Source organism: Novosphingobium sp. NPDC080210, from assembly GCF_050281025.1.
Lineage (GTDB): Bacteria > Pseudomonadota > Alphaproteobacteria > Sphingomonadales > Sphingomonadaceae > Novosphingobium.
The window spans coordinates 40,334-60,337 of record NZ_JBNNWL010000005.1 but is presented as its reverse complement, the minus strand read 5'-3'; the positions used below and the strand labels follow the sequence as shown (position 1 = coordinate 60,337).

Below are 20,004 nucleotides of genomic sequence, written 5' to 3'. Positions count from 1 at the left end.
GGTTCAGTCCAGGAAGTCCGGCACGCGTTCCGCCGCCGTGATGGCTTCGGGCAGGATACGGTCGGCCACGACGGCCCACTTGTCCCCATCGACCATCACTTCGGCCACGAAACCACGGCTGTTGTACGAACTGGCCATGGTCGCGCCATAGGCACCCGCCGTGCGGAACACGGCCAGGTCGCCGGTCTGGATCGCGTCGATTTGGCGGTCCATGGCGAAGGTATCGCCGGTTTCGCAGATCGGGCCGACGATATGCGCGGTCATCTTTTCGCCCGTGGGCTTCACCGCGTCGAAATCGTGCCATGCGCCGTACATTGCCGGACGGGCCAGATCGTTCATTGCCGCATCGACGATCACGAACGGCACCTGGTTGGAACTGCGCTTGACGCGGACCACCTTGGTCAGCAGCACCCCGGCATTGCCGCAGATCACCCGGCCCGGTTCGAACATCAGGGTGACGTCCCAGTCCTTGGTCACGCGGGCGACCATTTCGGCATAGGCCTGCGGCGTCGGGAACACTTCGCCCGCCTTGTAAGGCACGCCCAGCCCGCCGCCGAGGTCGACGTGGGTGACCGTCTGGCCATTGGCGCGCAGTTCGGCGACGAGCGCGCCGACCTTGCCAAAGGCTTCCTCGAACGGCTCCAGCTCGCTCAGCTGGCTGCCGATGTGGACCGCCACGCCGCGCATATCCATGCCGGGCAGCGCGGCAAGGCGGCTGTAGATTTCGCAGGCGCGGTCAATCGGCACGCCGAACTTGTTTTCGGCCTTGCCGGTCGAGATCTTGGCGTGGGTCCGCGCATCGACGTCCGGATTGACGCGCAGCGCGCAGTGCGCGGTCAGGCCGCGCTGTGCCGCCAGGGCCGCCAGCTCGATGCCTTCTTCCTCGCTCTCCAGGTTGAACTGGCCGATCCCGGCTTCAAGCCCGGCGATCATTTCATGGTGCTGCTTGCCCACGCCGGAAAAGACGATGTCCTGCGCCGGCATGCCCGCCGCCAGGGCGCGCGCCATTTCGCCGCCGGAGACGACGTCCGCGCCCAGCCCTTCGCGCTTCATCACGCGCAGCACGGCCAGGTTGGGATTGGCCTTGATCGCAAAGGCGATGTGGACGCGCGGCAGGATCGACAGGGCTTCGCGGAACACGCGGGCATGGCGTTCCAGCGTGGCGCGCGAATAGACGTAAACCGGGGTGCCAACGGCTTCGGCAATGGCGGTCAGCGGCAGGTCTTCGGCATGAAGCACGCCGTCACGATATTCAAAATGGTCCATGGAATTTACTCTTCGTCGGAAGGAGGCAGGTCGAACGGGTCTTGCAAACGTTTCTCGGAACGTTTTCGCAGTTCGACGCTGCGTTCCGGCGCGGCCTGTGGGGTGGGTTCAAGCAGGGTTTCGGCAGTCTGCCGCCCTTCGCGGCCATAAGGCGCAACCGGCAGTTCCTTGCCTGCAGCAGGCTTGAGCGGGGCCGAGGCACCGCAACCGGCAAGCAGCAGGATCAGGGCTGAAACGGCAAGGCGGCGCATCAGGGCTTACTCCAGGCCCAGCGCCACGCGCGCTTCGGCCACCCGCGCCCTTACCTGATCCGGCGCGGTTCCGCCATAGCTGGCCCGCGCTGCGACCGAGGCTTCGACCGAGAGGGCGGCATAGACCCGCTCGTCGATCCGCGCATCGATGGCCTGAAGATCGTCAAGGCCCAGCTGGTCCAGCGCCAAGCCCTTGCTTTCGGCCAGCTTGACCGCCGCGCCGGTAATGTGGTGGGCTTCGCGGAAGGGAATGTTGGCCTGACGGACCAGCCAGTCGGCCAGGTCGGTCGCCGTGGCATAGCCCAGTTCCGCCGCCGCGCGCATCCGCTCGGTCCGGAACCTGGCGCCTTCGACCATGCCCGTCATGGCAGCAAGGCACAGGGTCAGGAGGCTGGCCGCTTCGAACACCGGAGGCTTGTCGTCCTGCATGTCTTTGGAATAGGCCAGCGGCAGGCCCTTCATCGTGATCATCAGGCTGGTCAGGCAGCCCACGATCCGCCCGGAATGGCCGCGCACCAGCTCTGCCGCGTCGGGGTTCTTCTTCTGCGGCATGATCGAGCTGCCGGTCGACAGGCTATCGGGCAGGACGACGAAGCCGAACGGCTGGCTGGCCCAGATGATGAACTCCTCGGCCAGGCGCGACAGGTGCAGCGCGGTCTGCGCCGCTGCCATCAGGTAATCGAGCGCAAAATCGCGGTCCGAAACGGAATCCAGACTGTTGCGGGTCGGCTCGGCAAAGCCAAGCGCTGTGGCAGTGCGGTGGCGGTCGATGGGAAAGCCCGTTCCGGCCAGAGCCGCAGCCCCCAACGGCGACTGGTTCAGCCGCGCGCGCGCATCGGCAAAGCGCGAGCGATCCCGCGCCGCCATTTCGTAATAGGCCATCAGGTGGTGGCCCAGAGTCACCGGCTGCGCGGTCTGCAAATGGGTGAAGCCCGGCATGATCGAGGCGGCGTGCTCGCCCGCGCGGGTCACCAGCGCGACTTGCAGTGCCTTCAGCCCGGCATCGGCAGCGTCCATCGCATCGCGCACCCACAGGCGGAAATCGGTCGCTACCTGGTCATTGCGGCTCCGCGCCGTGTGGAGGCGGCCTGCCGCTGGACCGATCAGCTCGGCGAGCCGGCTTTCGGTGGTCATGTGGATGTCTTCCAGGTCCCAGTTTTCCGGAACGCCGTTAGCCTCGTACTCGGCGGCAACCTGATCCAGCCCGCCCGCGATCAGCGCGGCATCATCCGCCGAGACGATTCCCTGGGCTGCCAACATGTCCACATGGGCTTTTGACGCGGCGATGTCCTGCCGCCACAGTGCCTTGTCGAAGGGGATAGAGGCATTTATCTCGCGCATGATTGCGGCGGGTCCTTCGGCGAACCGCCCGCCCCACATCGAATTGGAGCCGCCCGTGCTGTCTTCCCGCTTGCTCAACGCCGCTATCCTTGGATCTGCCCTGCTGGTTGCCGGGTGCGATAGGGAAAGCGGGCAGCAGGCGCAACCGCAAGCATCGACTGCCGCGCCAGGTAATGCAGCCCCCGCCGCAACCGGCGTGGTCGACCGCAGCCGCAAGGGCAATGAACTACCCGATTTCGTGCTGTCCGATCCAGCGAGCAAGCAGCTCAACATGCAAAGCCTGAAGGGCAAGCCGGTGCTGGTAAACCTCTGGGCCACCTGGTGCGCGCCCTGCGTGGCGGAACTGCCCGCGCTGGACAAGCTGGCCGCGACGCTGGACGGCAAGGTGAAGGTGCTGGCAGTCAACCAGGATTCAGGCCAGCCGGAAAAGGCCGGCGAATTCCTCAAGCAGCGCGGCGTGACGCGGCTTGAACCCTGGCTGGACCCCAAGAACGACCTGGCATTCCAGTTCGGCGCGGAGACTCTGCCGATTACGGTCATGTACGATTCGCAAGGACGCGAAGTGTGGCGCGTGGCCGGGCCGAAGGAATGGGGCGATGCGGAAACCCTCGCCCTGATCGCGGAAGCGAAGTGAGTTCACTCGTCAGGGAATCAGGGAACCTGGTGGGCGCTAACGGGCTCGAACCGCTGACCCTCTCGGTGTAAACGAGATGCTCTACCAACTGAGCTAAGCGCCCCTGTTCAGGGAATGGCGCGATTATGCGCGTTTTGCCGCCGCGTCAAGGAGCGCTCTTGACCAGCGTGAGCAGTCTCTTTATTTCGATGATTCTCGAATAATGGGAATATCGAAATGGAAGCACAGGCGGTTATCAGGGCATTGGGCGCCCTTGCCCAGGAACACCGGCTGGCGGCCTATCGCCTGCTGGTTCAGGCCGGGCCGGAAGGCATGGCTGCTGGCGCCCTGGCAGAGGCGCTGGCGGTTCCGGCTTCTTCGATGAGTTTCCATCTGGCGCAGCTGACGAATGCGGGGCTGGTCATCCAGCGCCGGCAAAGCCGCTCGATCATCTATTCCGCCGACTATCCGGCGATGAACGCGCTCATGTCCTACATGACCGAAAACTGCTGCCTCGGAGTGCCCTGCACTGCCGATGCAGGATGCAGCCCAACCTCCAAGCCTGAGAAGGATGTCGCATGAAGCGTTTTCATGTCCACGTCGGCGTGGCCGACCTCGATGCATCGGTCGCTTTCTATTCCGGCCTGTTCGGCTCTGCCCCGACTGTCGTGAAAGACGACTATGCCAAGTGGATGCTGGACGATCCACGGATCAACTTTGCCATCTCGCAAAAGGATGGCGCGGCCAAGGGCGTGGAGCACCTGGGCTTGCAGGTCGAGGATCAGGCCGAACTGGCCGAGGTCTATGGCCGGCTCAAGACCGCCAAGGGCCCGGTGCTGGAAGAAGGCGCGACGACCTGCTGCTACGCCAGGTCTGAAAAAAGCTGGATTGCCGACCCCGATGGCGTGGTCTGGGAAGCCTTTCTGACCACGGGAGACAGCACCGTCTATGGCGATAGCCCCGATTTCGGGGAGCTTTCGTCCGGGAACGCGGCATCCTCTGCGTGCTGCGCGCCGCAAGTTGCCCCTGCCAAGTCCGGCTGCTGCTGAGAGAATCCATGACCAGTCCTTTTTCCGTGCTGGTGCTGTGCACCGGCAATTCCGCCCGCTCGATCCTGGGCGAGGCAATCCTGAACCAGCTGGGCGCCGGGCGGGTTGCCGCCCACAGCGCGGGCAGCAAGCCCAAGGGGCAGCCGCATCCGGGTGCCCTGCGGCTGCTGGCGCGGCGGGGGATCGACACCTCGCCCTTCCGCTCGAAAAGCTGGAACGAATTCACGGGGGGCGATGCGCCGCCGATCGACCTGGCGATCACGGTTTGCGGAAACGCGGCGGGTGAAGCGTGTCCGGTGTTTTTCGGCGCGCCGCTCAAAGCGCACTGGGGCCTGCCCGATCCGGCTGACATGACGGGCAGTGACGATGAAGTGGACGCAGCCTTTGAAGAGACCTGGCGCCTGCTGGAAATGCGGGTGCGCGCATTCCTGGCCCTGCCGTTCGAAACCATGGACCGCGCTGCGTTAAGCGGCGCGCTCGCGCAAATCGGACAGATGGAAGGAGCCGCCTGATGGCCAGTCTCGCACTTGAAGCAGAGCGCCCGCGTCTGGCGTTTCTCGACCGCTATCTGACGATCTGGATCTTTGCCGCCATGGCATTGGGAATCGCGATCGGATCGACCGCGCCCGCAGTGCCAAAGGCGCTTGATGCGATGTCGGTTGGCTCGACCAGCATCCCGATTGCCCTGGGTCTGATCCTGATGATGTTCCCGCCCTTGGCCAAGGTCCGTTACGAGGAACTGGGCAAGGTTTTCCGCGACGGCAAGATCCTGGCCCTGTCCTTCACCTTGTGCTGGATCGTCGCCCCGGCCTTCATGTTCGCGCTCGCCTCGCTCCTGCTGGGCGACAGGCCCGAATACCTGACCGGCCTGGTGCTGATCGGCATTGCCCCCTGCATCGCGATGGTGCTGGTCTGGAACCAGCTTGCCCGCGGCAGTTCGGAATATGTGGCCGGTCTGGTGGCGTTCAATTCGCTGTTCCAGATCGTGTTCTACGTCCCCTACGCCTGGTTCTATCTCACCGTGCTGCCGCCCGTGTTCGGACTGGAAGCCCACGTGGTGAACATCGAGTTCGCGACCATTGCCAAGGCGGTTCTCACCTATCTTGGCGTACCGTTCCTGGCCGGGTTCCTGGTGCGCCGCAGCCTGGTCCGCTCCAAGGGCGCGGAATGGTACGAAAACACGTTCCTGCCGCACATCAGCCCGATCACCCTGGTGGCCCTGCTGTTCACCATTGTCGCCATGTTCAGCCTCAAGGGCGGAGAGATCCTGGCGCTGCCGATGGATGCGGTGCGGATCGCCATTCCGCTGGTGATCTTCTTCCTGGCGATGTTCGTGCTGGCTTTCCTGAGCGGCAAGGCGCTGGGGGCGGATTACGAGCGCACGACGGCGCTGTCGTTCACTGCGGCATCCAACAACTTCGAACTTGCCATTGCGGTTGCCATCGCCGCGTTCGGCCTGGCCTCTCCCGTGGCCTTTGCAGCTGTGATCGGTCCGCTGGTCGAAGTGCCGGTCCTGATCGGACTGGTGAACCTTGCGCTGTGGTTCAAAGGGCGGCTGTGGTGAGCGCCGCCCTTTAAACCAGGCGCACCGCGTTGCTGCCCAGTTCCGCGAAATAGCGGGCCATGGCGTCGGCGGCTTGATCGGTCAGGGCGATGAACACGCGGCGGCGGTCGGCCTCGTCCTCGACCCGCTGGAACAGGCCCGCATCGGTCAACTGCCCGATCCAGCGCAGCGCGGTGGTGGGCGGGACAGCCGAGGCGATGCACAGGCTGGTCACCGAAACGCGGATATGTTCCGCCCGGGCCGCCGTGAGGTCCAGCAACATGTCCCAGGCGGGATCGGCGAACAGGTCGCCCTCGAAGAACCGTCTGCGCAGCTGACGCTGGCGGATGATCCGGCGGATAAGGCGCGGATCGGGCAGCGGTGGCCGCGCTGCACGGATCAGACGCTCGCTCCCGTCCGCATCGGAAGCCTGCGCAAAGGCAGGCCGGGGGCTTTCGAGGCGGAACGCACTGCCGCCCTCTTCATCCATCGCAGCAGGCGGGACGATCCGGTCAAGCCGTGCGGCCATCTCGCTCACCTGTTCGGTCAGGCGCAGCAGGGTCAGGCGGTCTTCTTCCGACAATTCCGCAACCCGCAAGTGCGGATCGCGCGCCATGATCCGGCCAATGGCCAGCGTGCGCTCGGCCCGGCTGGGATCGACGAGGATCTGCGCGCCCGACTGGTCCAGGCAGCCAAACACCCCGTCAAGCGATGCGACCGAGGTTGAAACGATCAGGTTCGTGCCCGCCTGGGCCACCCGCACGTCCAGTTCCGCCAGCTGGGCGAGCCTGTCCGCGCTGGCATCCGGACAGTCGACCATGACGATCTGCGGCAGCGGCGGAGAGTCCGCGCCGAACAACCCATCCAGTCCGCCAGAGTGCAGCACTGGCAGGCCAATCGCGGCAGCATCATCGGCCAGCATGGCCCTGACATGGACCCGGTCCGCATAGACGGAAACGGACATCTTCACCCCGGCAGCACTGTCCCGCGATGCGTAGATGAAATCCGATTGCGCCATTATCCGCACTCCATGTTTCGCGAACATAGGTAGAACAAATAACAGTCTTGTCAAGGATTTATAAAGCTTTAGCGCAACCTTCGCCCGATCAGCGTTCCCTTCGAACCGGACCGGTCCAGCCTGAATTCAAACTCCGGCCAGCGCTTGCGCCACTGGTTCGCGATCACCCGCTCTCCAGGCCGCGCCGCATCGTCGAGCAGGATCATGCCGCCCGCCGAAATGCGGTTGAACAGTACTTCCGCCCGGCCCCGGCCGAATGGCCCCAGCGCCCAGGGCGGACCGTCGATCACCAGCAGGTCGATGGCCGTGGGCAGGCTGTCGAGATCGTACCAGGATTCGGACCAGCGCGACGGCTGCGGCACGATCGGCGCATGGCGCATCCGCGCGCGCAGGCCGTGGTCGCGCAGCCAGTCGCGCGTGGCATCGAGATAGGCCGCGTGCTGATCGAACGAGGTCAGCCGCCCGCCCCCGTGAAGTTCCAGCGCCTTGGCCGCGACGAGTGACGAAGCACCGCAGCCCAGTTCCACCACGTCGAAGGGTTGCAGTTCCTCGACCGCATTGGCGATGTGGGTGAGGAAAGCCGTATCCGCTTTCCAGCTGCCCAGGTTGGGCAAGGCATCGGCGGGCAGGCCCAGCCGCCGCAGCAGCGCCTGCTTGTCGGCCTCCGGTCCGCCATAGAGGCTGCGCAGCAACCACGGCCATTGGATCGCGCCCCACCCCGCAACCACGGCGCGCCCTTTCAGGCTGAGGGCAAGTTCTTCAGGCTGGGCGAGGAGCGGGGTCGTTTCGCGGGTCGTCACATGGGGCCTTTCGCAGAGACAATGCCTCTGTGAACGCCCCATGTGGCAGTTTCGTTGCAGTGCCTGGGCGGAGCCGAGCCCAGGGCCGGATCAATCCACGAAAGGCCAGATCAATCCACGAAAGGATCGCGGACCAGGATCGTGTCCTCGCGCTCGGGCGAAGTGCTGACCAGGGCGACCGGCGTTTCGATCAGTTCCTGCACGCGCTGGATATACTTGATCGCCTGGGCGGGCAGATCGGCCCAGCTGCGCGCGCCGGCCGTGGTCTGGCCCTTCCAGCCTTCCATTTCTTCATAGACCGGCTCGACCGCGGCCTGATCGGCGGCGTGGGCAGGGAAATAGTCCATGTCGGCGCCGCGCAGCTTGTAGCCGACGCAGATCTTCACCGTTTCGAAATCGTCGAGCACGTCCAGCTTGGTCAGGGCAATGCCGGTGACGCCGCTGATCGCGCAGCTTTGGCGGGTCAGCACGGCGTCAAACCAGCCGCAGCGGCGCTTGCGCCCGGTGACAGTGCCGAATTCGTGACCACGCTCGCCCAGGCGCTGGCCAGTTTCATCCTCCAGCTCGGTGGGGAACGGGCCGGAGCCGACGCGGGTGGTATAGGCCTTGACGATCCCTAGCACGAAACCCGCCGCGCTTGGCCCCAGGCCGGAACCGCTGGCGGCCGTGCCGCTGACCGTGTTGGAGCTGGTGACGAAGGGATAGGTGCCGTGGTCGACATCGAGCAGCACGCCCTGCGCCCCTTCGAACAGGATGCGCTTGCCCGCCTTCTTCGCCTCGTTCAGCGTGCGCCAGACCGGCTTGGAGAACGGCAGGATAAAGGCCGCGATGTCCCACAGGTCGGCCAGCAGGCGTTCGCGGTCAATCGGCGGCTGGCCGAAGCCCGCGCGCAGGGCGTCGTGGTGGGCGCAGATGCGGTCAAGCTGCGGGCCGAGATCGTCCAGGTGCGCCAGATCGCAAACCCGGATCGAGCGGCGACCGACCTTGTCCTCATAGGCCGGACCGATCCCGCGCCGCGTGGTGCCGATCTTGCCCGCGCCGCTGGCATCTTCGCGCAGGGCGTCGAGATCGCGGTGGAAGGGCAGGATCAGCGGGGCATTTTCAGCGACCTGCAGGTTCTGCGGGTTCACATCGACCCCCTGCCCCTTCAGCTTGGCCACTTCATCGCGGAAATGCCAGGGATCAAGCACGACGCCATTGCCGATCACCGAAAGGGTGCCGGTGACGATCCCCGAGGGGAGCAGCGACAGCTTGTAGACCTGATCGCCCACAACCAGCGTGTGACCGGCATTATGGCCGCCCTGAAAGCGCACCACGGCATCGGCGCGGCTTGCCAGCCAGTCGACGATCTTGCCCTTGCCCTCATCACCCCACTGGGCGCCGATTACGGTTACGTTGGCCATTGGATACAGTCCTACCCCTGCCAGGTTATCCGCAAGCGCCCTTCGACAGGACTCGGCGCAAGGGATGGACTAGATGGGCCGCGCGGGCCCGCTGTGCGGTGCGGCCCCTAGGGGCTGCGGGGGCCAGGAGTCAAGGCTCTGCGCGACAATCCGCGATCGATTGAACCGGGTGCGCAGCGGCGCGGCGGCTCAACCGGTGCGAACGCGCGACCGGCAGTGGCGCAGCGAGCGGAACAAAGCGACGGAACCAGCGGTTTTCCTTGATTGAAGCGGCGCACCCGCGCCGCGCGCAAAGGAGATTGCCGCCATGTCAGACAACCCCAGCCGCACCATGCTCGAAACCCTGATCGACACGGTCTACGATTCGCTGAACGGCTATCGCAACGCCAGCGACGCGGCGGATTCGCAGGCGGTCAAATCGGCATTCGCCAACCAGATCGAGCGCCGGCAATCGACGCTGGACATGCTGAACCAGGAACTGGTGCGCCAGGGCGGGGAACTCGTGACCAAGGGCACCATGGCGGGGGGGCTGCACCAGGTCTGGCTGAAAGTGACGGAACTGTTCCAGTCGGGCGACCGCGCCGCCATCGACCGGGTGCAGGAAGGCGAGGATTACCTGGCTGGGAAATTCGAAACCGCGCTGGAGGAAACCGACCTGGATTCGCAGACCCGCGCAATCATCCAGCGTGCCCTCACCGAAATCCGCCAGGGCGAACAGCTGGCCGAGCAGCTGGGCCGCGTAGGCGACAGCACCTTCGGGCAATAGGTCCGGTTCAGCCCGGAAGCTTGACCGCTTCCCCGTCTTGCAGCCGGTGCGTGCAGCCCAGCGCGCCCGGCTCGCAGGCATCGGACAACGCGGCAACCGTGCGCCAGCCGATAGCGCGCAGCCGCTCTGCCTGCGCGGGATCGTGACCCAGCGGCAGGAACAGCGTGTCGCGCCGTTCTTCGCGCGCGGCCAGCACGTCGATCAGGCGGTCGGGATAGAGCGAGAAGCCGATGGCTGGTTCGTCCAGGCCCAGAATGCGGTAGGAACCGCCCCGGCCAAGGGCACCGGAAACGCCGTCGGCATAGATGGTGAAGCCGAACCACGACTGGTATTCAAAGCCGTGCCGCTCGCTGGGGTCCAGCGTGAGCCGCGCCTTGCCAGCGACGCGTGCGGCGACTTCGCGCAAAGCTGCGATGCGGGAGGACAGCGCGCCGCCCGCGTCAATCGCGGCAAGGCGCTCAATAGCTGTGTCGAACGGGCCGATGGCGGTCAGCAGTGGCAGATAGGCCTCGCCGCCCGCCTCAACCAATCCGCCAGCGTCCTTGGCATCGAGTTCACGCCGCACGGCCTCGATCTTGTCCGCTGGCAGCGGCAGGGCCTGCGCGGCCAGGGTGTCGACCAGGTCAGGCATGGTGAAATCGACCGAAAGGCCGGTCGCTCCGGCAGCGGTCAGCGCTTCGATCGCGGCGGCAACGATTTCACCCGCCGCGGCAACGCTGTCAGTCCCGATCAATTCCGCGCCAAGCTGAAGCCGTTCCCGCGTCGGGTCCAGGCCGTCGCCCTTGATGGTCACGGCTTGTCCGGCATAGCAAAGCCGCAGCGGACGGGCCTGATCGGCCAGGGCCGTGGCGGCAATGCGGCCGACCTGCACGGTAATGTCGCTGCGCAGCGCCAAGGTACGCAGCGAGGCCGGATCGACAAAGCGGAACATGCGGCGCGGCTGCACCCCGGCCATGCGGCTGGCCATCGACTTTTCGAATTCGATGCTGGGCGGCTGGACGCGGTCGTATCCGTGCGAATCCAGCACGTCGATCACCGCGCGGGTGACGCGTGCAGCGGCTGCCGCCGCAGCGGGCAGCCGGTCTTGCAGGCCTTCGGGCAACAGGTCGCGGTCGTTATCTTGCATAAATTCGGCCCCGGAGGTGGCTGACGAAATCTCCCCTCCCGCCTGCGGGAGGGGTCGGGGGAGGGTCAGTTATCCCAGTTTGCCTGAAACGCCAAACAGGCCCTCGCGCTTAACAGGCCCTCCCCTAGCCCCTCCCGCAAGCGGGAGGGGGATCAGGGGCGCGCCAGCTACGCGGCGCGGCGCAATCAGAACGCCAGAGCCATCGCGCGCTTGACGCCCGGCAGCTTGCGGACCTGTTCGATCAGGTCACCATTGACCGGGCTGTCCACGCTCAGCAGCAGCACGGCTTCCCCGCCCGCCTCGCGGCGGCCCAGGTTGAACGTGCCGATGTTGATCGAGTTTTCGCCCAGCAGGGTGCCGACGCGGCCGATGAAGCCGGGGGCGTCCTCGTTGACGATATACATCATGTGGCCAGCCAGTTCGGCTTCGACCTTGATGCCGAACAGTTCGACCAGGCGCGGTTCGCTGTTAGAGAACAGGGTTCCGGCCACCGAACGCTCACCCGCATCGGTCTTCACCGAAACGCGGATCAGGGTGTGATAGTCACCGGCCTTCTCGGTCTTGACCTCGCGCACTTCCATGCCGCGCTCCTTGGCCAGGAACGGGGCGTTGACCATGTTCACCGTGTCCGACTGGACGCGCAGGAACCCGGCGAGAACGGCAGCGACGATCGGCTTGATGTTCAGCTCTGCCGCTGCGCCTTCGGCATGGATCGAGATGCGCGGGATTGCGCCGGTGGTCAGCTGGCCAACCATCGAGCCAAGCTGTTCGGCCAGGGCCATGTAGGGCTTCAGCTTCGGCGCTTCTTCCGCCGAGAGGCTGGGCACGTTGAGCGCATTGGTGACGCCGCCGTTGACCAGGTAATCAGCCATCTGCTCGGCCACCTGGAGCGCCACATTGACCTGGGCTTCGTTGGTCGAAGCGCCCAGGTGCGGGGTGCAGATGAAGTTCGGGGTGCCGAACAGCGGCGATTCCTTGGCCGGTTCGGTCTGGAACACGTCGAGCGCCGCGCCTGCAACCTGGCTCGAATCCAGCGCTTCCTTCAGCGCCGCTTCGTCGATCAGGCCGCCGCGCGCGCAGTTGATGATCCGCACGCCCTTCTTGGTTTTGGCCAGGTTTTCCTTCGACAGGATGTTGCGGGTCTGGTCGGTCAGCGGGGTGTGCAGCGTGATGAAGTCCGCCTTGGCCAGCAGAGTGTCCAGATCGGCCTTTTCCACGCCCATTTCCACCGCGCGTTCCGGGGTCAGGAACGGGTCAAAGGCCACGACCTTCATCTTCAGACCCAGCGCGCGGCTGGCGACGATGGAGCCGATGTTGCCCGCGCCGATCAGGCCCAGGGTCTTGCCGGTCACTTCAACGCCCATGAAGTCGTTCTTCGGCCACTTGCCGGCCTGGGTCTGGGCATTGGCTTCCGGGATCTGGCGAGCCAGCGCGAACATCAGGGCGATGGCGTGTTCGGCAGTCGTGATCGAGTTGCCGAACGGGGTGTTCATCACCACCACGCCCTGGGCCGAAGCAGCCGGAATATCGACGTTGTCGACACCGATGCCAGCGCGGCCGACGACCTTGAGGTTCTTGGCCGCAGCCAGGATTTCCTTGGTCACCTTGGTCGAGGAACGGATGGCGAGGCCATCGTAGTCACCGATGCGGGCGATCAGCTGTTCCGGGGTTTCACCGGTGATGACATCGACGTCGCAGCCACGCTCTTCGAAAATGCGGGCGGCGTTGGGGTCCATCTTGTCGGAAATGAGTACGCGGGGCTTGGTCATGTTTGTGATCCCTTTGGCCCGTCACCCCGGCGCAGGCCGGGGTCCAGACCGTAAAAATGATGTCGCGGAGCGGCTTTTTATGCGCGCTGGGTCCCGGCCTTCGCCGGGATGACGTTAAGCAGCAGCCTTGGTGCTGGCGTAGGCCCAGTCGAGCCACGGGCCAAGCGCTTCGATGTCGGCGGTTTCAACCGTCGCGCCGCACCAGATGCGCAGGCCGGCCGGAGCATCGCGGTAACCGGCGATGTCGTAGGCCGCGCCTTCCTTTTCCAGCAAGCCCGCCATGGCCTTGATGAAATCGGCGTCGGCGCCTTCGACCGTCAGGCAGACCGAGGTCTTGGACCGAATGCCGTGATCGACCGCCAGGTGGCCCAGCCAGTCGCGTTCCGCAACGATCTTGTTCAGCGCGTCGGCATTGGCCGTGCAGCGCTTCTTCAGGCCTTCCAGCCCGCCGACCGACTTCGACCATTCCAGCGCGAAGATCGCGTCTTCCACGGCCAGCATCGAGGGCGTGTTGATGGTTTCGCCCTTGAAGATGCCTTCGCTGAGCTTGCCCTTGGAAACCAGGCGGAACACCTTGGGCAGCGGCCAGTTGGGAGTATATTCCTCCAGCCGCTGGACCGCGCGGGGGCCCAGGATCAGGACGCCGTGACCGCCTTCGCCGCCCAGCACCTTCTGCCACGAGAAGGTGGCAACGTCGATCTTGTCCCACGGAATGTCATAGGCAAAGACGGCGCTGGTCGCGTCGGCAAAGGTCAGGCCTTCGCGGTCGTCGGGGATCCATTCGCCATCGGGCACGCGCACGCCGGACGTGGTGCCGTTCCAGGTGAACAGCACGTCATCGGCAAAGTCGACCTTCGACAGGTCGGGCAGCTGGCCGTAGTCGGCGCGGTGAATCTTGGGTTCCAGCTTGAGCTGCTTGACTGCATCCGTGACCCAGCCTTCGCCAAAGCTTTCCCAGGCGAGGCAGGTTACCCCGCGGGCACCCAGCATGGTCCACATCGCCATTTCGAACGCGCCGGTATCCGAACCGGGCACGATGCCGATGCGGTGCGTATCGGGCAGGCCCAGCACTTCGCGCATCAGGTCGATGCAGTATTGCAGGCGCGTCTTGCCGATCTTGGCGCGGTGCGAGCGGCCCAGCGATTCGGTGGCGAGTTTTTCGGGGGAATAGCCCGGCGGCTTGGCGCAGGGACCGGAAGAAAAGAACGGGCGCGCGGGCTTTGCCGCAGGCTTCACAGTATCAGTCATATAGACTCTCCTCACAGAGAGCACGCGCGGCGTTGGGACCGCGTGGCCCGGAGCCGCAGTTAGTGGCGCCCGGCAGGGAGTCAAGCGAAACCGGTTCGCTCCATACGAATTTGTGATAAGTCTGCCCGGAGGGTTAGCCTGCCATTAATCCGTTGCATGGGATTTTCCGGTCATGCGCATTGTCCTGCCCGCAATGTCTCTGGCCCTGTTGCTGGGCGGTTGCGGCGCAGTGCCGCAAAGCGACCAGCCGGCCCCGCGCAAATCCGCTGCTGTCCTGACGCCCCGCCCGGACACGCGCGCCTGCCTGGCCGAACTGGGCGCCAGCAAGGCCGCCTTCTCTCCCCTGCCGGACAAGTATTACGGCGCGGGCTGTTCCACGCTGGGGACCGTGCAGATTTCCAGCGTTAAGAGCGACGATGCAAAGCTGGCGCTGAGCAACCTGGGGCCGGTTACTTGCCCTCTCGCCGAAACTTTCGCCGCCTGGGCCCGCTTCGGCGCGGACCGCGCGGCGCAGCAGATTCTGGGCAGCCCCATCGTCAAGATCGAAACCATGGGCAGCTTCAGCTGTCGCAACGTCGCTGGAACGCCGCGCCGCAGCGCCCATGCCACGGCCAGCGCCATCGACGTATCGGGCTTCATCCTGGCCGACGGGCGGCGGATCACCGTTTCCGGCAACTGGAACGATCCCTCGCCCAAGGTGCGCCAGTTCTTCGCCACGATCCAGGCCAGCGCCTGCAAGCGGTTCGGCACGGTCCTGGGCCCGGCCTATAACGCCGCGCATTACGATCACCTGCACCTGGAAATGAGCGGCAGCGCCTTTTGCAAGTGATCAGCTATCGAGACTGTAGTCCGGCAGCGAGTAAAACGCCTTGCGCAGCGCCTCGCTCCAGTGTTCGGACAGCGCCTGGTAATAGGGGTCCTGCGATACGATCCGCCGCTGGTGGAGCGGCTCGAACCGGTCGCGCTCGATCAGCAAAAGGTCCAATGGCAGGCCGACCGAGAGGTTGGCCTTGATCGTGGAATCGAAGCTGACCATCAGCAGCTTCACCGCGTTTTCAAAGCCCATGTCGCGGTCATAGCCACGGATGATGATCGGGCGGCCATATTTCGTCTCGCCGATCTGGAAGAAGGGCGTGTCGAAGCTCGCCTCGATGAAGTTGCCTTCGGGATAGATCAGGAACAGGCGCGGCTGCCCGCCCTTGATCTGCCCCGCGACGATCATCGAGGCGGAGAAAGTGCCCGATCCGTCCTCGCCGTTGCGCTCGTCAATCGTGGCAATGGTTTCGCGCAGCAGCTTGCCCACCAGGTTGGCGACCTGGAACATGGTGTCGGCACCCAGCAAGGCATTGCTGCGCTCGGCATGCGGCCGGTCACGCTGCTCGATCTGGCTGATTACCCCCTGGGTCGTTGCCAGGTTTCCCGCCGTCATGATCGCCACGATCCGCTCGCCCGGAACGGTCCAGCAATGCATCTTGCGAAAAGTGGAGATGTTGTCGACGCCCGAATTGGTGCGGGTGTCGCTCATCAAGGCCAGGCCGTGGTCCAGCAGCATTCCGACGCAATAGGTCACGAGAAGCTCCCTTCTCTTCTTTCACGTTCCCTATCGAAGTAGTGCGCCGGGCGCGGTTTGGTTCCCTCCGCTCAGCCCTGCCTAGCCAGCCCGCCAGCGCAGCGACATGCAGGTAAAGCCCGCGTCAATCGCGGCGATCGCGCTGTTCGGCAGGGCAACCAGTTTCAGACCGTGACCGTCCAGCAGATCGAGCACGCGCGGGTGCCCGGCCCCGGCAATCACGCGGTCGTTGACGCGCAGCACGTTGGCCCCGCCCTCTTCCTCGGCCGGAACCTCGATTACGCGGTAACCGTCAAATATGCCGGTAGCGGCCAGGGCACGGGTAGACAGCACGGTTTCTTCGTCCAGCAAGGAACTGGCCGTCTTGAGGTGCAGCACTTCGGCAGGGGTCGCGGCGACCTCGGCCTTGTAGCCCAGCCGGGCCAGCAGGGCAGCGAGGGCCTGGGCCCCTTCCCGGTCGGTCCGCGCGGAAAGGCCGATCAGCACCTTGTCCGGCAGGACCAGCACGTCGCCGCCATCTGCGTGGCCTGCGGGCAGGTCCAGCACCTGATCGAACAGGGCGTCCAGGGTGGAGCGCAGGTACTCTCCCTCTGCCTCGCGGCTGGGCGCGCCGGGTTTCAGCAGGATTGCGCCTTCAGGAAAAACCAGCGCAGGGTCTTCCACGAAGATCGCGTCCGGAAATTCCTCCAGCGGGTCCAGCACGGTCAACGTCAGTCCGGCATCGGCCAGGGCGCGCTCATATCCGGCATGCTCGGCCAGGACGTCCTCCAGCACCGGATCGGGTCCGCCACCCGCGCGCAGTCCCTTGACCACGCTTGCCCCCGGACGGCGCAGGATTGCGCGGTTGAATTCATAGACCGATGGCATGGCGTTTCCCCCGCTGGCTCAAGTTTCAGGCGCAGGTTCCTATCCGCCCCGAACCACGCTGCACAAGGGCGCTCAGACGCAATCCCCGATCCGCTCGGTCGTGACGGTTTGCACGACGTGCATCGTCTTGCCCTGCGGACCGGACAGGGCCGCATCCACTTTGACCGTCGAGCCCGTACTGGAATAGGTCCCGCGCGATGTCGCGGTCATCGCCATGCCCTCGCCGGTCTGGCAGGTGAAGGCAGCGTCCAGATTGCCCTCTGCCGCATCAAAGCGCGCATAGTTGCACTGGCCCCGCGCCATCTGCTCTTTCACCACATCAAGCCCGCGCGCCGCACGCTGCGGGGTGACGCAGCTTTCCTGGGCCGAGGCCTTGGCCATCATCGCCTTTATCTGCCCCGCCATGGCGGCGGGCATTCCGGGGATTTCGATGGACTCAACGGTGACCGTAGTGCGGTAACGCCCGGGCTGCATCTGAAAGGCGGTCTCTGCTGCTGCATCGTGAGCTTTGTTGGCAGCGTCTCCAGCCTGATCCTCTCGCGCGGATGGGCCGCAGGCCGACAGGGCCAAGGCAACAAGGCCGACTGGAACCACATCCTTGAATTTACCCATGGCAACGACTCTCCTGGACGTGAGTTCCGACATAGCAGGCTCTAACGCCACCACACACCGTTCGTGGTGAGGAGGGTCCGAAATCGCAGATTGAGGACCCGTCTCGAACCACTGCGCCAGAGGCAGTCCTTCGATACAGCGCCTCTGCCTGCGGCTTCGGCACTTCCTCAGGACGAACGGGAAACCAGAGGGCAATCCTGATCCCCGATTCGCCCCAAATGCCCACCTCAAGCACCGTATGCGTGGCTGTTTCCCAATCACCGCAAGGCTTTCGCACCTGCAATCGCCGCCCCTCCATCCGCCTTGCCGTAACGGCAGGGGGCGCTGGCCGGCGCATGCCTCTCCGGACAGGTTGCCCAGCCCCTTGCGAAGGGCGGAAAACCGCGCCAAACACGTTCCGTACAACGTCATCGGAGAGAGGCCATGGACCTTGAATTCAGCCCCGAAGAGATCGCCTTCCGCGAGGAAGTGCGCACCTTCATCGCCGAAAACTACCCCCAGGAACTGCGCGGCAAGCAGGACGAAGGGGACGAACTGACCAAGGAGGACTTCCTCTCCTGGCACCGCGTTCTCTACAAGAAGGGCTGGGTCGCCCCGGCCTGGCCCGTGGAATACGGCGGCACCGGCTGGTCGATCACGCAGCGCTACATCTTCTCCGAAGAAACCGCGCGCGCCGACTGCATTCGCCTGATGCCCTTCGGCCTAACCATGGTCGGCCCGGTGATCTACACCTTCGGCACGCCAGAGCAGAAGGCCAAGTTCCTGCCCCGCATCCTGTCGGGCGAGGACTGGTGGTGCCAGGGCTATTCCGAGCCGGGTTCGGGTTCGGACCTTGCCTCGCTGCGCACCCGCGCGGTGCGCGAAGGGGATCACTACATCGTCAACGGGCAGAAGACCTGGACCACCATGGCCCAGCACGCTGACTGGGGCTTCTTCCTGGTCCGCACCGAGCCTGACGCCAAGCAGCAGGAAGGCATCTCGTTCCTGCTGATCGACATGAAGTCGCCGGGCATCGAAGTGCGCCCGATCATCACCCTGGGCGGCGAACACGAAGTCAACGAAGTGTTCCTCGACAACGTCAAGGTGCCGGTCGAAAACCGCGTTTACGAAGAGAACAAGGGCTGGACCTGCGCCAAGTTCCTGCTCGCCCACGAACGCGTCGGCATTGCCGGTGTCGCCAGCTCCAAGCGCGGTGTTGAACGCATCCGCGAGATCGCCAGCACCGAACTGGACGGCGAAAAGCCGCTGCTCGCCAATCCGTTCTTCCGCCGCAAGGTGGCCGAACTGGAAATGGACCTGGCCGCTCTGGAATTCACCGAACTGCGCACCCTGTCGGGCATGGCCGCTGGCCACGGTCCGGGGCCGGAAAGCTCGGTGCTGAAGATCAAGGGTTCGGAAATCCAGCAGCGCCTGACCGAGCTGACCCTGGAAATGGCCGGCCATTACGGCGCGCCCTATTCGCGCAGCTTTGGCGAGGGCGACAACCAGCACGCCGTGGGTCCGGAATGGGCCAACCGCGCCGCGCCGGTGTACTACAACACCCGCAAGACCACGATCTATGGCGGGTCGAACGAGATCCAGCGCAACATCATCGCCAAGATGGTTCTCGGCCTCTGAGGAATTGAAGACATGGACCTGAGCTATACCGAAACGCAGGACATGCTGCGCGACACCCTCGCGCGGTTCCTGGCCGATACCTACGACTTTGAAACCCGCAAGAAGATGCTGGCCAGCCCCGAAGGGCGCGATCCCGGTATCTGGCGCGCGCTTTCCAGCGAACTGGGCCTGACCAGCGCTCCCTTTGCCGAGGAATACGGCGGCATGGGTGGCGGCTACCTGGAAAACGCGATCATGATGGAAGAACTGGGCAAGGTCATCGCGATCGAGCCCTGGCTGCAGACCGTCGTGATCGGCGGCGGTGCGCTCCAGGCAGTGGGCGGCGCGGTTGCCGCCGAGGTGATCCCGCAGATCATCAGCGGCGATTGCATCACGGCCTTTGCCTATGCCGAGCCGCAGGGCCGCTACAACCTGGCGGACATCGGCACCACGGCCAAGCAGGACGGTTCGGGCTATGTCCTGAACGGCCACAAGGCTGCCGTCTATGCCGCCCCCTGGGCCACGCACCTGCTGGTCACCGCGCGCACCGGCGGCAGCCGCCGCGAACGCGCCGGGGTTGAGCTGTTCCTGGTCGACGCCAAGGCTGCCGGCATTACCATGCGCGAATACGCGATGGTCGACGGCTTCCGCGGGGCCGAGGTCTATTTCGAGAACGTCAGCATTCCGGCCGAAGCTCTGCTGCCCGGCGGGATCGACCTGATCGAGCGCGTGGTGGACGAAGCCACTGTCGCGATCTGCGCCGAAGGCACCGGCATTGCCCGCAAGCTGCTGGAAGGCACGGTGGAATACACCAAGCAGCGCAAGCAGTTCGGCCAGCCCATCGGCAAGTTCCAGGCCCTGCAGCACCGCATGGCCGACATGCTGGTCGATGCCGAGCAGATCGCTTCGATGAGCCTGATGGGTACGCTCAAGCTGGGCTTGCCCGCTGATCAGCGCAAGGCCGCGGTCAGCCAGGTCAAGGCCAAGGTTGCCCGCAGCATCAAGGCGGTCGGCCAGAACGCGATCCAGACCCATGGCGGCATCGGCATCACCATGGAACTGGCCATCGGCCACTACTTCAAGCGCAGCACCATGATCGAGAACCAGTTCGGCACGCCCGACTGGCATCTTGAGCGCTATGAGGCGCTGACCCTTCCGGCCTGAGC

The 20,004-nt window shown here is 65.0% G+C and carries 21 protein-coding genes and 1 tRNA gene; 9 read left to right on the top strand and 13 right to left on the bottom strand.

Translation table 11 applies throughout. The features are described from left to right. Positions 1–3: 3 nt before the first annotated feature. The 3 genes from lysA to argH are packed head-to-tail and all read right to left on the bottom strand — an operon-like array spanning position 4 to position 2,897. Complete coding sequence (gene lysA / locus ACQKOE_RS13665) at positions 4–1,266, bottom strand: diaminopimelate decarboxylase (protein ID WP_427513267.1); 1,263 nt, start codon at positions 1,264–1,266, stop codon at positions 4–6. Positions 1,267–1,271: 5 nt separating this feature from the next. Next, entirely contained in the window at positions 1,272–1,517 is a 246-nt protein-coding gene (locus ACQKOE_RS13660; protein WP_374591657.1) for a hypothetical protein, read from the bottom strand. A gap of 6 nt (positions 1,518–1,523) precedes the next feature. Beyond that, positions 1,524–2,897: an argininosuccinate lyase gene (argH, locus tag ACQKOE_RS13655; RefSeq protein ID WP_427513377.1), complete on the bottom strand. Its 1,374-nt coding sequence runs from the start codon at positions 2,895–2,897 to the stop codon at positions 1,524–1,526. 16 nt (positions 2,898–2,913) lie between these two features. On the opposite strand from argH, the gene ACQKOE_RS13650 reads away from it, so the two are divergent. Then, positions 2,914–3,492 (top strand): TlpA family protein disulfide reductase, encoded by a 579-nt coding sequence (locus ACQKOE_RS13650; RefSeq protein WP_427513266.1) that lies wholly within the window; start codon positions 2,914–2,916, stop codon positions 3,490–3,492. 27 nt (positions 3,493–3,519) lie between these two features. Here ACQKOE_RS13650 and ACQKOE_RS13645 read toward each other — a convergent pair. Next, positions 3,520–3,595 (bottom strand) — tRNA-Val (locus tag ACQKOE_RS13645). Positions 3,596–3,708: 113 nt separating this feature from the next. Between ACQKOE_RS13645 and ACQKOE_RS13640 the strand changes: the two genes are divergently transcribed. Genes ACQKOE_RS13640 through arsB form a run of 4 tightly spaced genes read left to right on the top strand, consistent with a single transcriptional unit; the run spans position 3,709 to position 6,084 of the window. Beyond that, positions 3,709–4,053 (top strand): ArsR/SmtB family transcription factor, encoded by a 345-nt coding sequence (locus ACQKOE_RS13640; RefSeq protein ID WP_427513265.1) that lies wholly within the window; start codon positions 3,709–3,711, stop codon positions 4,051–4,053. Next, the gene (locus ACQKOE_RS13635) at positions 4,050–4,520 is read left to right on the top strand and encodes an ArsI/CadI family heavy metal resistance metalloenzyme (protein WP_427513264.1); all 471 of its coding nucleotides are present in this window, start codon (positions 4,050–4,052) and stop codon (positions 4,518–4,520) included. The genes ACQKOE_RS13640 and ACQKOE_RS13635 overlap by 4 nt, the downstream gene beginning before the upstream one ends. Positions 4,521–4,528: 8 nt before the next feature. After that, on the top strand, positions 4,529–5,032 hold the full coding sequence (locus ACQKOE_RS13630; RefSeq protein WP_427513263.1) for an arsenate reductase ArsC: 504 nt from the start codon (positions 4,529–4,531) through the stop codon (positions 5,030–5,032). After that, the gene (arsB, locus tag ACQKOE_RS13625) at positions 5,032–6,084 is read left to right on the top strand and encodes an ACR3 family arsenite efflux transporter (RefSeq protein WP_427513262.1); all 1,053 of its coding nucleotides are present in this window, start codon (positions 5,032–5,034) and stop codon (positions 6,082–6,084) included. Before ACQKOE_RS13630 ends, arsB begins: the two co-directional genes overlap by 1 nt. A gap of 10 nt (positions 6,085–6,094) precedes the next feature. Here the strand turns inward: arsB and ACQKOE_RS13620 are convergent, their stop codons facing one another. The 3 genes from ACQKOE_RS13620 to ACQKOE_RS13610 form a co-directional block, all read right to left on the bottom strand. Further along, positions 6,095–7,081 (bottom strand): winged helix DNA-binding protein, encoded by a 987-nt coding sequence (locus ACQKOE_RS13620; protein WP_427513261.1) that lies wholly within the window; start codon positions 7,079–7,081, stop codon positions 6,095–6,097. 68 nt (positions 7,082–7,149) lie between these two features. Then, the gene (locus tag ACQKOE_RS13615) at positions 7,150–7,881 is read right to left on the bottom strand and encodes a class I SAM-dependent methyltransferase (RefSeq protein WP_427513260.1); all 732 of its coding nucleotides are present in this window, start codon (positions 7,879–7,881) and stop codon (positions 7,150–7,152) included. Between the two features lie 110 nt (positions 7,882–7,991). Next, on the bottom strand, positions 7,992–9,284 hold the full coding sequence (locus ACQKOE_RS13610; RefSeq protein ID WP_374591610.1) for an adenylosuccinate synthase: 1,293 nt from the start codon (positions 9,282–9,284) through the stop codon (positions 7,992–7,994). A gap of 307 nt (positions 9,285–9,591) precedes the next feature. On the opposite strand from ACQKOE_RS13610, the gene ACQKOE_RS13605 reads away from it, so the two are divergent. After that, the gene (locus ACQKOE_RS13605) at positions 9,592–10,050 is read left to right on the top strand and encodes a PA2169 family four-helix-bundle protein (protein WP_427513259.1); all 459 of its coding nucleotides are present in this window, start codon (positions 9,592–9,594) and stop codon (positions 10,048–10,050) included. 7 nt (positions 10,051–10,057) lie between these two features. Here ACQKOE_RS13605 and ACQKOE_RS13600 read toward each other — a convergent pair whose 3' ends face one another. The 3 genes from ACQKOE_RS13600 to ACQKOE_RS13590 all read right to left on the bottom strand — a co-directional run bounded on the left by ACQKOE_RS13600 (position 10,058) and on the right by ACQKOE_RS13590 (position 14,193). Continuing rightward, positions 10,058–11,176, bottom strand: a complete 1,119-nt coding sequence (locus ACQKOE_RS13600; RefSeq protein ID WP_374591606.1) for an ATP phosphoribosyltransferase regulatory subunit — start codon at positions 11,174–11,176, stop codon at positions 10,058–10,060. A 185-nt stretch (positions 11,177–11,361) separates the two neighbouring features. Next, positions 11,362–12,945 carry a phosphoglycerate dehydrogenase gene (serA, locus tag ACQKOE_RS13595; RefSeq protein ID WP_427513258.1) on the bottom strand — a complete coding sequence of 528 codons (1,584 nt, stop codon included), beginning with the start codon at positions 12,943–12,945 and terminating at the stop codon, positions 11,362–11,364. A 114-nt stretch (positions 12,946–13,059) separates the two neighbouring features. Further along, entirely contained in the window at positions 13,060–14,193 is a 1,134-nt protein-coding gene (locus ACQKOE_RS13590; protein ID WP_427513257.1) for a phosphoserine transaminase, read from the bottom strand. Positions 14,194–14,365: 172 nt separating this feature from the next. Here ACQKOE_RS13590 and ACQKOE_RS13585 point away from each other — a divergent pair, with 172 nt between their 5' ends. Beyond that, entirely contained in the window at positions 14,366–15,022 is a 657-nt protein-coding gene (locus ACQKOE_RS13585) for an extensin family protein (protein ID WP_427513256.1), read from the top strand. Here the strand turns inward: ACQKOE_RS13585 and ACQKOE_RS13580 are convergent, their stop codons facing one another. The 3 genes from ACQKOE_RS13580 to ACQKOE_RS13570 form a co-directional block, all read right to left on the bottom strand. Continuing rightward, positions 15,023–15,763, bottom strand: coding sequence for a peptidase (locus ACQKOE_RS13580; RefSeq protein ID WP_427513255.1), 741 nt, complete (start codon positions 15,761–15,763; stop codon positions 15,023–15,025). A gap of 81 nt (positions 15,764–15,844) precedes the next feature. Beyond that, positions 15,845–16,630 carry an arginine deiminase family protein gene (locus ACQKOE_RS13575; RefSeq protein WP_427513254.1) on the bottom strand — a complete coding sequence of 262 codons (786 nt, stop codon included), beginning with the start codon at positions 16,628–16,630 and terminating at the stop codon, positions 15,845–15,847. 72 nt (positions 16,631–16,702) lie between these two features. Then, positions 16,703–17,242 (bottom strand): DUF3617 domain-containing protein, encoded by a 540-nt coding sequence (locus tag ACQKOE_RS13570; RefSeq protein ID WP_427513253.1) that lies wholly within the window; start codon positions 17,240–17,242, stop codon positions 16,703–16,705. 423 nt (positions 17,243–17,665) lie between these two features. On the opposite strand from ACQKOE_RS13570, the gene ACQKOE_RS13565 reads away from it, so the two are divergent. Continuing rightward, positions 17,666–18,859, top strand: a complete 1,194-nt coding sequence (locus ACQKOE_RS13565) for an acyl-CoA dehydrogenase family protein (protein ID WP_427513252.1) — start codon at positions 17,666–17,668, stop codon at positions 18,857–18,859. Positions 18,860–18,871: 12 nt separating this feature from the next. Beyond that, complete coding sequence (locus ACQKOE_RS13560) at positions 18,872–20,002, top strand: acyl-CoA dehydrogenase family protein (RefSeq protein WP_374591590.1); 1,131 nt, start codon at positions 18,872–18,874, stop codon at positions 20,000–20,002. Positions 20,003–20,004 lie beyond the last annotated feature (2 nt).